Source organism: Paenibacillus sp. NPDC057886 (assembly GCF_042796655.1).
Taxonomy (GTDB): Bacteria; Bacillota; Bacilli; order Paenibacillales; family Paenibacillaceae; genus Paenibacillus.
Genome location: NZ_JBHVMZ010000001.1, coordinates 1541161 through 1554092, shown reverse-complemented (window position 1 = coordinate 1554092; position 12932 = coordinate 1541161). Strand labels below are relative to the sequence as shown.

Here is a 12932-nt window from a genome sequence, read left to right as displayed (position 1 = left end):
AAATCAACTGATTTCTTTATATTTACCAGGTGTAATGCCTTCATATTTCTTGAATACCCGGATGAAAGTTGCTGCATCGTTATACCCGACCAATCGGGATATTTCTGTAATGGATTCCTGTTTATGCTCCATCATTTCTTTAGCCTGTCGGATACGGCATTTATGAATGCAGTCCAGCAGACCCTCACCGGTCTGATTCTTGAAGAGTTTGGACAAGTAACTGCCCTTCAGCTCAAAATGTTCACCAATTGCGTTGACGTTCAAATTCACGTCCGTATAATTACTCTCAATATATTGTGTGACTTGAGTACTGAGATGACGCAGGGAATCCTCACGTTCTTGTGATACATTCGTTGCGCGCTTGTCAGCGGCATAGGAACATACCTCCTCAAGCAAGTTCTGCAAAGCCTCCTGCATCTCCTGGATGGTATCCCCGGCAATAATGTCCTCAATCCGATGCGGGTATTGGGTTAGCGTATGGTTATCCCTATCCCCCAGATCATTAATGGCCTTGATCATTGTACCTACCAGGTTAAAAATCAGGCAACGTGCGAGTGTAAGCGACATAATCGGTTTATCAAAATTTCGCTCTGTAATCTCGTTCATATAAGCGCTGGCTTGGTCGGTATCTCCCGCTTTGATGAAATTAAGAAGCTGCTGTTCCACCTGAAGCGGATAGTAGTAGCCAAATGGGTCATCCGCCAATGCATCGCTGCGGACATCGCCATAGGTAATGATGCCTTTCTTGCCAAGCACCATTTTGTATTCCATCGCGTCTATTGCTTCCTGGTATGCTTCGGCAATGCCAATCCACGACGTATGGCGTCCACTGATGGAGATCGTCAATTCCATATCATAGCGTTCCAGGAAGCGCTGCGCTTCTGCCGCAATGTGATGAAGATCCTGGTTCCAATCCGAAGAATCCGCTTTCATATTTACAAGGCAGACCATCATATCATCAACTTCTGCTACATATCCGACGTGCTGACGCTCTGAAGCCAGTTCTTCAACCACATTGGAAATAATGAGCTGGATTAACTTGTTTCGTTCGTTGATATCAATACCCGGCAGCTTTCCATAGAGATTCTCTTCATTTTCGATTACAAATAGGATAACAGCAAATTCACTTGAATATAGCGGCATATGAAAGGAACGGAATGCATCTTCATAGGGCACGAGCGTATCCTGTTTGCCCTTCAGAAGCCGATTAATCATATTGGAGCGCAGCACCTGCTGATGTTTCTGCAACTGCTGGGCAATCTCGTTCTTTTCTGATCGTGTGTTCATAATAACCTTCTGTATATACCGAAGTTCGTTCCGATCAGCGGGTTCGTTCTGACTATTTTTGTCTTTTAATGATTCCACGAGCTGTTGGATTGGGGAGTAGTTCCGGCGCATGAAGAACCAGGTCAGTACACCCGCACTAATGAGACTCACCACGATACTGATATACGTAAAATTGCGGACATATACTGCTTTTTCCCAATACAAGCTGCTGGGAATAATCAATGCGTATTTCAGATCGGATACCGCGGAGTCCATGTAAAACATCTCTGACTTGCCTACTTTTGCGTTATCCAACTGAACCTGATTACCATTCATGAATGGCTTCAATTCCTCCGATCCGGGACGATTGCTCATCAGAATCTCGTTATTCTGGTTCAGAATCAGCAGCGTGGCATCACTAAAACCCGAAATGCTCTCAATCGCTTCCTGGAATCTTCGCGTATCCGCCATGACGACAACCGTACCGGTCTCCTGACCATTCAAATCATCAGGCAGACGTGTAATGTACGCAATGGAAGAATCCGCCGGAGCTGCATTCTGATGTGGCAGTATGACGAATTGATTCGTCTCTGCACCCAGAATCTGATCCCGCCACGCTTCGAAAGACATGGCACCTGTGTTATGTAGGGTATGAAATGCCGTCCGCATATCCCGAATATTACCTGAACGGAGAATGGATTGGTCTTTTTTCCACACGACGTAGAATTCATCGATGGATGCGTATGATGTTTTATAGAGACGGAATTCCTTTACCAGTTGATAAGCCGTATACGGCGCTTCTTTGGCTGGCTGATTGGAATACATCAGCGTTTGCAGATTCGGGCTCCACGTCATCTCCATGTTTAACCGCTTCATCAGATCAACTTGTGTATCGATCGTATATCGCATCTGTTTTAATAAAGAATCGTTGGCCCGATGTATTTCACTCTTCAATGTCTCATTGGCTTGCATGTAAATAACCAAACTGATCAGAATTGGCACAATCAAAACAGCACTGTAAGAGACAAGCCAGGTCACAATTATGCTTTCTCGTTTTTGCCACAAATATCGAATGTTTAGCAACAACTCATCACCCAACTCTTCGTAGATTATCTATGTTTGGATCAGGAATTTATTATAACGGTAAGAGTACAATTGGGATATAGATAAAAAGTTCAAATCGATTGACAAAAAGGGTAGCAAGCATTGATTTCCCCCGTCAAATCAAGCACAAATAGCCCGAATAGACTAATTTCGTCTATCGGGCATTCGGTATCAAGTTGAGAATGTTTTTTTAATATTCTTAGAAATTTCTTAGAAAATGCGATGCTTCCAACCGTTTAATTTGGCACTCGCTTCGACGTAGAAATAGTCACCGTAAATGAGTGAGACGTTTACATTCTGACCTGCCGGTTTATGACCGGTTCCCTCCAGAAGCATACCTTCGTGTTCAGGAAGATTCCAGGTTCCATAATGATCCCGCAGGGAACTCAGGATACGTTTAGCAACGGTAGCATAAAGTCTGCCCTCTGGATCAGGAAGTACATCTGCAAGTTCAAGCAATCCGGAAGCAGCAATAGCACCAGCGGAGCTGTCTCGTGGAATCTCCTCCCCTTCTTCCGGCTCAGCACGGAAATCCCAATGCGGAACGCTATCCTCAGGTAGGCTGGAAATGAAGAAGTTCGCCACACGTTGTGCAGCATCCAGATATGCCGGGTCCTCTGTATAACGATACGTATTCGTTAATCCATATAAAGCCCAAGCAGCTCCCCGACTCCATGCCGAATCCGGCGCCGCTCCCTGTCCCCCTATCGCTTCTGCACGTTCACCTGTTTCCGGATCAAATCGAATGATATGATGTACAGAACCATCTTCCCGCACAAATTGCTTCATGACCATATCCGCATGAGATTTGGCGATATGGCTGAAACGTGGATCTCCACTCTCCTCAGACGCCCAGTAGAGCAAGGACAGGTTCATCATGGTGTCGATGATCGACCAGCCCAGCATGTCTCCATTCCAAGCCCGGATGAAGCTGCCTTTGGTATTGAAGCGGCCAGCCAGGAAGTTGGCGGCAAATAAGGCACGCCTGGCGGCATCGGCATCTCCGGTGAGTTTGTATTTGATGACGGCCGTAGGCAGGAAATGAAAGCCCACGTCGTGATCAAAGTAGTTGTTTTCTAGAAAACGTTCCGATAGTCGCTCATCCCAATTCCATGCAGCTTCTTTATATTTCTCATCACCCGTCATATCGTACACAATCCATAACATGCCCGGCCAGAATCCCGAGGTCCACCAATCGATTCTCATGTCGTCATAGATGCCATTTGCTCCAGCAACATGCGGAGACTTATCACCTATGGCTGCAAGCATCTGATCGGCTTTACTTTTAATCTGATCCCACACGTCCTTGTTCACTTCATTTAATACGCTCATGTAACCTCATACCTCCTTACCGTTCTTCAATTCTCTGATTTAACCTTTCAATGAACCAACCATGACACCTTTCACGAAAAAGCGCTGCAAGAACGGATAGATGCTCAGGATTGGTATCGTCGCTACCATAATCGTCGCATACTTGATGGTTTCCCCGATCTGGAAGCGATCCCCAGCCGATGCACCTGCCGACATGCTCTCTGTAGAATTGGCGATCAGAATCTCACGCAGCACCAATTGCAATGGGAACAGTTCTCGACTTTTGATAAATACAGACGCATAGAACCACCCGTTCCACTTATCAACTGCGTAATACAGAATCATCACGGCAATGACTGGCATGGACAACGGAATAATAATACGGAACAAAATGGTGAAGTGATTCGCTCCATCAATTTTGGCCGACTCTTCCAGGCTGTCCGGGATGCCCATAAATGACGTTCGCATGATGATCAGGTTAAACGTGCTGATGGCAAAAGGCAGAATGGTCGACCACAATGTATCTAACAGGCCAACGCCTTTTACGACCAGGTACAGTGGAATCAACCCGCCGCCAAAGAACATCGTGAACACGATAAAGAACATGAACACCTTGTTCCACATCACATTTTTACGGGATAGCACATACGCACCAAGCGCAGTCATGAACAGGTTGACGATGACGCCGAACACAAGAATAAACAATGTATTGCGGAAACCTGTGGCTATACCTGGATTGGCGAGTACGCTCTTATAAGCTTCCAGACTGAACCCGACCGGCTTCCACAGGAGACCCTTGTTTGCTAACAGCTGCGCCGAATCACTTAAGGACGCAAATAACACGTAGAGCAGCGGATACAATGTGACGATGACAAGCAGGATTAGAAATGTATAATTGAAGATCGTAAAGATTCGGTCAAACCAACCGCTTTCCTTAATCAAAGTTACCACCTCACCATAAGCTGTTTTGACTCACTCTGCGGCTGATATAGTTCGCCGAAATCAGAAGAACGAGATTGATCACCGAGTTAAATAGACCGACTGCCGAGCTGTAACTCCATCCGAACTCCAACAATCCCTTTCGATATACGAAGGAGGAGATTACGTCAGCCGTTTCATAGGTCACCGGATTATAAAGAAGAATGATTTTCTCGAACCCGACATTCAGCATATTACCCATCCGGAGAATGAACATGATCGTAATAATAGGCAGCAATCCGGGTAGCGTAATGTGAAACATTTGCTTGAGACGGCTCGCTCCGTCTATCTTCGCCGCTTCATATTGCTCCAGGTCGATGCTCATCAACGCAGCGATATAGATAATGGATTCCCAACCGATCCGCTGCCATATTTCAGACAGGACATAGATCGGACGGAACAGCTCCGGCTTTTGCAGCATCGCCTGACCGTCATATCCAAGCATCATGATAAGGCGGTTGATTAAACCATCCGCGTTTGTGAAGTCCGTAATAATACCGCATATGACGACGAGAGAGATGAAATAAGGCATATACGTTATCGTCTGAACAACCCGCTTGAACGTGCGCTTGCGTACTTCATTGATGAGCAGCGCCAGAATAATCGGTGCGGGGAATTCAAAGACCAGCGTGTACAAACTGATAAGAAGGGTGTTTTTCAGAACACGCAAGAAATAATAACTGTTGAAAAACTCTTCAAAGTGTTTTAGCCCAACCCAATCACTCCCCAAAATACCCTTCATCGGAGAATAATCTTTAAAGGCAATAATTGCGCCGTACATCGGACCGTAATGAAATATTAAATAATATCCAATAACGGGAATCATCATGATGTATAGATACTTGTTCATCATGAAGTCCCGCACGAAGCGGCTTCTAAAGGATTGACGATTGCTCATGATGTACCTTTTCACCTCTTTTCAATCGGGAGGGCTAGAGCCCTCCCCTTTTACAATTACCGGTTGTTGTAGCGTTCGAGTGCTGCTGTTTGGATTTCAATAGCTCGATCCAGATGTAACGATTTCATTTTCGCGACATAGCTCTCGAATTGATCCACCGGTTCGTTGCCCAGAATGATCTTGATGGTCATCTCATCGACGAGCGTGTTGATATCATTCATGATGGTCGCGTATTCGGAGCTCTCTTCAGGTGTAGGTGTGATTGAAGGCAGATTATATTTGCCAGCCTGTGTATTCTTCCATACATCAATGGCATCGCGCTGAGTCTGTAATGCAAAGAACTGCTCGGCATAACGTTTGTCTTGAACGAATGGACCGTTATAGCTGCTGCGGGCATATAGTGAAATTGCTTGTGCAGGAGCGAGTTTGTCCGGATTCTTCAACAGCAAATCCGTGAATTTCGGATAATCGCCTTCCATGTTATAGCTGACACCCTCTTCACCGAAGTTGAAGAACATGTGCCCTTCCTCACTATAGCCATAATCCAGCATGCGAACGGCAAGTTCCGGGTCCTTGGCTGCCGTCGTGATGGCAACAGTGCCTTCAGAGGCATAACCCTGATTAAGCTGGCCGAATTTAGGAATATCACCTTTATTAAGCACCGGATATGGTGCAGCGACCAGAACGGCATCCCGATCATTTGCTTCTACGAGCGGCTGCCATTTGCCGATACCTCCGCCTGCGTTACCGACACTAGCGCCAGTAGCACCAGAAGCGAGGTTACCGTCAACGGATTTGGTATCCGCTGTCGAGATGTTTTTATCAATCAAACCTTCTTTGTACCATTCCTGGAATAACGTCAAGTATTCTTTGAAACCTTCTTCCGCGGGACCAAATTTGACCTGTCCGTCTTCCTGATAGAATCCGCGGTTTACACCGAAGGCCCCCAAGAAAGCACCATTACCGGAATCGTTAAAGAATCGTGGCTTACTTACAACAGAGAATGGAGCAGCAGCGCCTTTTTTCTCTTTGAAAGCTCTTAGAGTTATTGTCCACTCATCAATCGTCTCCGGAACCGGCAGTCCCAGCTCATCCAGCCAATCCTGACGAATGATGGGTCCTTGGAAGACACGCAGATACTCATCTCCCCGAACGAACGGGAATACATAGTAGCTGCCACTGTCCGTTTTGACCATCTTATCGATGTCCGGATTCTCCTGCAGGTATTTCTTCAGATTAGGAGCATATTGGTCAATCAGATCGTTCAGCTTGAGGATGTAACCATCATTGATGGCTTTCTCTGGTCCACCGGGGAAATCTCCGATGAAATTGTACTCCAGCATGTCTGGCAAATCCCCGGATGCCAGCATCACGTTAAAGGATTCTCTGACCTGACCGGTCGGTGGTGCCGTGAATTTGAGTGGCACGCCGGTTTTTTCCTGCCATTTTTGAAAGAATGGAATTTCGCTGTGCGAATTTTTGACCCCGATCAGGTTTCCGTTAATTTCACCCCAGTACGAAAGCGTCTTATCCGTTTGAATCGGATAGGTTGTTGCTTCCGTTGATCCGCTTGGCGTGCCTTTATCAGCTTCGCCCGTTTTACTGTCTCCGGACGAACACCCCAGGATCGTCGTACCTAATAACAGGATCATCAAACTCGTAGATAACACTTTTCTTCTCATGGACCTTATCCTCCACCCTTTGGGAATGTCTGTGCTCTACCTCAGAGTAAGGGAGAGCGCATTGCAGCGATATTCGCAAAAGATGAAATGGCATGTTGATTTCGTCAGAACCAAATGATCATTTAGCCAAAACGATAGACGAATTCTCTATATAATCATCTGCAATGCCTTGAATTTGCAGTGTTGGCGCGGGTTTGTGACTGTACTTATGACAGCACAAAAAAACAGACCATGAACACTGTTCATAGTCTGTAACGTGGGTGAATATGAGTGGATTGGAATATAACGAATATATTACGCCCGGGCTCGCTTTCTCATTTTTAGTCCCAGACAACTTCGGTACCTGCGATAAAATCATGTATTGCACGTTTGTCTTCACGTATCGCCACCATGAAAACACTTATAATGAAACCAATGCCAAATGTGATTCCATATACCAGTCCTGCAACAACAACTCGCATGAGCATGGTTCCAATTCCCGGGGGCTCATGTGTACCGTATTTTCGAATTCGAATTCCGCAAATACGCTTTCCTATCGTTCGTCCACTCCATAATACAGGTAATAAAATGGAATATAATCCACCCAGTAGTTTAGCTAAAGGCTCGTCACGATCAAAATTTCCTGTCAGTACACCTACAATAATAGCTAATGGCAATGAAACGATAAGCCCATCCAACAAGCCTGCTCCAAATCTGACCCAAAAACCTGCTTCTCTCAAATGAATGCCTCCTTTCATATGGATTTAGTTGAATGTATGTATGCACATATCCATGTAGTATAACGGAAAAATATTCCATTATGTTCTTAATCATCCTGTTCAAGGAATCAAGAAAGGCCTCTCAACTTTTGTTGAGAAGCCTATCCATAGCGAACCGTTTAACTTTTAATCTTTCGTTACATTTCTGTTCAGCGTTACTTCTGCCCTTCCAAAATCATGTTACCCAAACGATCCATAAGCTCCATCCGTCCCATAGCCGTATAAGAATAATTGTAGTTATCTACACTGGAGATTTTATAGATCTTCCCATCCTTGACGGCATTCATGTTATTCCACACCTTGCTGTCTTCCATCTTGTTCTCGCTATTCTCCATCAGCACCAGATGGTCCGGATTGACGGAGACCAGCGCCTCTATACTGATCTGTTTGCCTCCCCAGCCTTCTGGCTCAGGAATACCTTCTGTGCGTTTTAGGCCCCACTCGCCGTACAACATCTCGGCCGCACCTTTATTCGAATAGATCACCAGATTGTTAGGGTAGGTTTCAATGACCGCGAAAGATTCACCGTTCACAGCCGATTCGAGTTTTTGCTTCCACTCAGCCGACTTCGCATCATATTTAGCCAGGAACTCATCCTTTTTGGTTTCTTCTCCGAATGTATCTGCCAGGAACGTCAGACGTTCTCTCCAATCATAATACGAGTATGGCAATACAATTGTCGGCGCAATCAAGGATAAGGTTTCATACTGATCTGTATTAAAATCCTTTCCCAGAATAATCAGATCCGGGTTCGATGCGGTCACCGCTTCTATACTGAATTTGCTGCCGAGCCACCCCAGAACCACGGTATTTGCATCCAACTTGTTTTTAAGGGTTGGAGTAATTTGATCCTGCTGCCCATAATCGGCGCTGGTCGTTGCGACAGGGGTTTTACCAACGATCAGTAATTCCTCAGTTGAGCCGGACAGATCCACAATCCGCTTCGGATTAAGGGGGATTGTGACTTCTTCTCCATTTGGATTGGTGATGACTTTCGTTGTCGCTTGCGTCGTTCCCTCTGACGAACTAACCTCCTGATTGCTTGTCTGTTCAGTTCCGCAAGCCGCAAGCAGCAGCATGGAGCATAATGCAATCCATATATGAATTCGTTTTAACATTTGAACTATTCTCCTTTTGAGTCAATTCATCTATCTCGTTTATTTACGTTAAATGAATGATTTTACACTGGACGACTGCGTGCATTCGCTATACCTTTACCTGCCATCCCTCAGCATCATGCTGTAATTGCCACAGACGCGAATAGATGCCCGAGCCTAGCAATAATTGCTCATGCGTTCCTTGTTCCACAAGCTGGCTCTGATCCAGAACAAGGATCTGATCCGCATTTTGGATCGTTTTCAAACGATGGGCGATCAAAATTACCGTTTTGTTTGCAACCAGTTCATTAATTGCTTGTTGTACAGCGGCTTCATTTTCCGGATCGAGTGAGGCCGTAGCTTCATCCAGCAATACGATGGATGCATTTTTCAATAACGCACGTGCAATCGATATACGCTGCTTCTCCCCACCTGATAACGTCGAGCCTCCTTCTCCCACAAGTGTGTCATATCCTTGAGGCAGACTTGCGATAAACTCATGACAGCAAGCCCGTCGTGCTGCTTCTTCAATCTCTGCCTGGGTAGCCTCTTTCTGCCCTACACGTATGTTGTTACCGATCGTATCCTGGAACAGATAGACGTCCTGGAAGACAACAGAGATATCGTCCAACAGTTTTTCCGGGTCCATGCCGCTAATCGGTTGCCCGCCAATCGTAATGGAACCTGACTGGACATCCCAGAAACGCGCAATGAGACGGGTAACTGTACTTTTACCACTGCCAGATGGCCCTACAAGAGCAGTAATCGTGTGCGGAGCAATAGTAAACGACAAATCCTTCAGTACAGGCAGCTCATCATCATAACCAAAGGTCACACGGTTAAACGAAATGGCCTGATTAGGTTGTACGCTGCCTGTACCTGTCATGTGTGCCTCCTGCTGCACTTCCATAATGCGCCGTGCACTATATGCGGAGTACCGCATCTCGCCATAACTCATCAGCGCAACGGTCAGAGGTTCAAACACCTTCGTACCGACCAGCAAAAACAGCAGAAATATTGGCAATGTCAATTCCCCGCCAGCAAGCAAATAACTCCCCGCCAAAATCATCCACGTCATGCCGGACCTCGCAAGCAGCATCGCCCCCATAATCATCGGTCCCATAATGCCTTCCAACCGAATGGATGCCGACTTCAACTCGTCAAAAGAACGACGCAGTCGTTCAAATCGTTCTCCGCCCATATTGTGGGCTTTGATCTCACGAATACCGGTTAAATACTCTTGCAGCCGACTGGCTGCTTCGTTCTTGGCTCTCACATGGTTCTCGCTTAAGCGAGCCTGAATAGAGTCTGTCACCCATAACAAGGCCACACCAAGTGGAACAGCGACGAACATCGCAACTGCCATTCGCCAATCTATAAACAGCAGTCCAGCAAAAGCCAACACCGGCAGCACTATTGCGCTGATGAGCTGTGACAGATTGTGAGAAATCGTATGCTCCACCTGTCCATAATCACTCAGAATCAGATTGGTCAGATCCCCCGGGTCCCTTTTGCCGAAGAAACCCAATGATAGATGACGAATATGTTCAGCCAGCTTCAAGCGTCCCGTTGCGGCGAGGCTGTATGCTGCCCGATAGGTTTTATCATAGAGAGAAGAGTAAGATGCATATTCCACCAACAGCCATGCAAACAGAATGCAGCACACCATCCACATTCGCTGGATATCCAGTCCCTTTTCCGGTTCAGCGAAGGATTTGTATATCGTATTGAAAATATCAACGAGCAGCGCAGCCGGAACGATCTTGGCAATCCCGTCCAGAATGGCGGCAATGATGGAGGGAAGCAGACTGCGGGGGTTACCACCCGATATGTTGTATAAATAGTTCCTCATTGCTTCGCACCTCCAAGCTTCCAGGAAGCTGCATGAATATGGACCTGCCACATCTTCTCATACAAACCGTCTGCCTCACGTAATTGATCATGTGTACCTCGCTCAACAATGGTACCCTGGCGAATGACCAGGATCTGTTCAGCTGCCCGAATCGTTGTTAGACGATGAGCAATAATCAGGACCGTTTTACCTTGAACCAGTTGGGCCAGACCTTGCTGGATCTTATGTTCATTTTCTGCATCCGCATAAGCTGTCGCTTCATCCAGTACAAGAATAGGAGCATCCTTGAGTAACGCTCTTGCAATCGCAATCCGTTGGGCTTCCCCGCCAGACAGGTACGTACCGCCTTCTCCAATCTTGGTGTCATATCCCTCATCCAGCTTCTCAATAAACTCATGACAACAAGCTGTTCGAGCCGCAGCAATGACATCATCCCGGGACGCGGCTGTATTGCCCATGCGGATATTTTCCTCAATCGTATCGTAGAACAGATGTACGTCCTGGAATACAAACGAAACCGTCTCCATCAGTTTCTCTGTCCCCATTTCCTGAATGGGAACCCCGCCAATCGTAATTTCGCCTTGCTGTACGTCCCAGAAACGCAAAAGCAGATTGGCAATGGTGGATTTCCCGCCACCCGAAGGTCCAACCAATGCGGTCATTTCTCCTGCTTTAGCTACAAAATCAACTTCTTGAAGTACAGGTTTGAACGCTTCGCTATCCTTTTGTTCATAAGCAAAGGATACCTGCCGGAAAACCACTTCATATGTATCGGGCACTCGCGGGGTAAGAGGTTCCTGCACAACCGGCTCGGCAAATACAGCCTTGATCCGATTCTGACCTTCCACGATCTCACGCATGCCACTGCCCAGATACATCAGCTTCAGTAGTGGCACGGACAAACTTGGTGTAATGATCAGAAACAGAATAAAGGTGATCGCGAAAGACTGATTGCCTGCGTTTCCGCTGGAAAGTAAAATGCCGATCGGAACAATAAAGGTAACCAGCGAAATAATAATGATGAAAAACATGCCATACGACGTCTTACATAAATCGGTTATTCTCAACGAAATATCCCGGTAGCGTGTCACCGCCTGTCTAAACGTGAGAAACGAGTCCGCTGTAATACCGAATACTTTTACCGCCGGCATCCCTCTTACGTACTCAACCCCCGTGGCGTTCATCTCTTCAATTGCATGCTGAAAATCACGATATGCCTGACGCCCACGTTCACTTCGGAAGATGCTGCTTTGCAGCCAGAACCCGATAATCATGGGAACTAGCAAAACCAGTGCCATACGGTAATCAAGCCAGAACAAATAGCTAAGCAGCACCAGCGGAATGACTATTGCACTTACCAGATCGGGAAGCTGATGCGCGATGAACTTCTCTATTTTCTCAACGCTGACTTCAATGATTTTTTTCAGCTCACCTGTCGCTGTTCGGGTGTGATACCCCATTGGCACTTTTGCCACATGGTCAGCAAGCTTTACCCTGAGCTGGTACAGGATGTTGAACGCAGCGATATGTGAGCACATTCCTCCAATATAGAGTGCAATAAGTCCGACGATCAGCGCTCCAAAAGAGGCTAATCCCCAATACATCAGCAAATCCCTGTCCAGGGCAGATGGCTCCCGAGCATGGATTAACAGTTCTTCGACGATTTTATACACTCCGATAAATGGAACCATTTGCAGCAGACTCGATAAAATCGAGAAGATACTTGCTGTAATCAGCAAACCTTTCCGCTCCTTGGTTACTTCCATTAAACCGGATACTTCAGATGTGGTGTTCATCCCGCTCCTCCTGACATTAATAATCATTCTCAATATAGCGCAGTGTTATATACGCCCAATTAATATCTCACAGCACATCGATCGGCTACTACCTCAAAACGGAGCAAAAATACCTCTATACGGATAATAAATGGCATCATTCTGTTTTATTTCATCTGATAATTCACGAGAACAAAAGAAAAGAGACCAT

The 12932-nt window shown here is 46.2% G+C and carries 9 protein-coding genes; all 9 read right to left on the bottom strand.

From position 1 onward, the window contains the following. Positions 1–3: 3 nt before the first annotated feature. Positions 4–2304, bottom strand: coding sequence for a helix-turn-helix domain-containing protein (locus tag ACFVQB_RS06820; RefSeq protein WP_379435941.1), 2301 nt, complete (start codon positions 2302–2304; stop codon positions 4–6). Positions 2305–2580: 276 nt separating this feature from the next. Continuing rightward, positions 2581–3639 (bottom strand): glycoside hydrolase family 88 protein, encoded by a 1059-nt coding sequence (locus ACFVQB_RS06815; RefSeq protein WP_379436377.1) that lies wholly within the window; start codon positions 3637–3639, stop codon positions 2581–2583. 102 nt (positions 3640–3741) lie between these two features. Continuing rightward, a complete protein-coding gene (locus ACFVQB_RS06810) occupies positions 3742–4623 on the bottom strand; it encodes a carbohydrate ABC transporter permease (protein ID WP_379435938.1) in 882 nt (293 codons plus the stop codon). Positions 4624–4633: 10 nt separating this feature from the next. Continuing rightward, positions 4634–5557, bottom strand: a complete 924-nt coding sequence (locus ACFVQB_RS06805) for an ABC transporter permease (protein WP_072732961.1) — start codon at positions 5555–5557, stop codon at positions 4634–4636. A 56-nt stretch (positions 5558–5613) separates the two neighbouring features. Then, complete coding sequence (locus ACFVQB_RS06800; RefSeq protein WP_379435934.1) at positions 5614–7239, bottom strand: type 2 periplasmic-binding domain-containing protein; 1626 nt, start codon at positions 7237–7239, stop codon at positions 5614–5616. A gap of 320 nt (positions 7240–7559) precedes the next feature. Further along, the gene (locus tag ACFVQB_RS06795) at positions 7560–7976 is read right to left on the bottom strand and encodes an RDD family protein (protein WP_379435931.1); all 417 of its coding nucleotides are present in this window, start codon (positions 7974–7976) and stop codon (positions 7560–7562) included. Between the two features lie 176 nt (positions 7977–8152). Then, positions 8153–9115: an ABC transporter substrate-binding protein gene (locus ACFVQB_RS06790; RefSeq protein ID WP_379435928.1), complete on the bottom strand. Its 963-nt coding sequence runs from the start codon at positions 9113–9115 to the stop codon at positions 8153–8155. 88 nt (positions 9116–9203) lie between these two features. Then, on the bottom strand, positions 9204–10946 hold the full coding sequence (locus ACFVQB_RS06785; protein WP_379435925.1) for an ABC transporter ATP-binding protein: 1743 nt from the start codon (positions 10944–10946) through the stop codon (positions 9204–9206). Next, entirely contained in the window at positions 10943–12742 is a 1800-nt protein-coding gene (locus tag ACFVQB_RS06780; RefSeq protein ID WP_379435922.1) for an ABC transporter ATP-binding protein, read from the bottom strand. The genes ACFVQB_RS06785 and ACFVQB_RS06780 overlap by 4 nt, the downstream gene beginning before the upstream one ends. Positions 12743–12932: the final 190 nt, after the last annotated feature.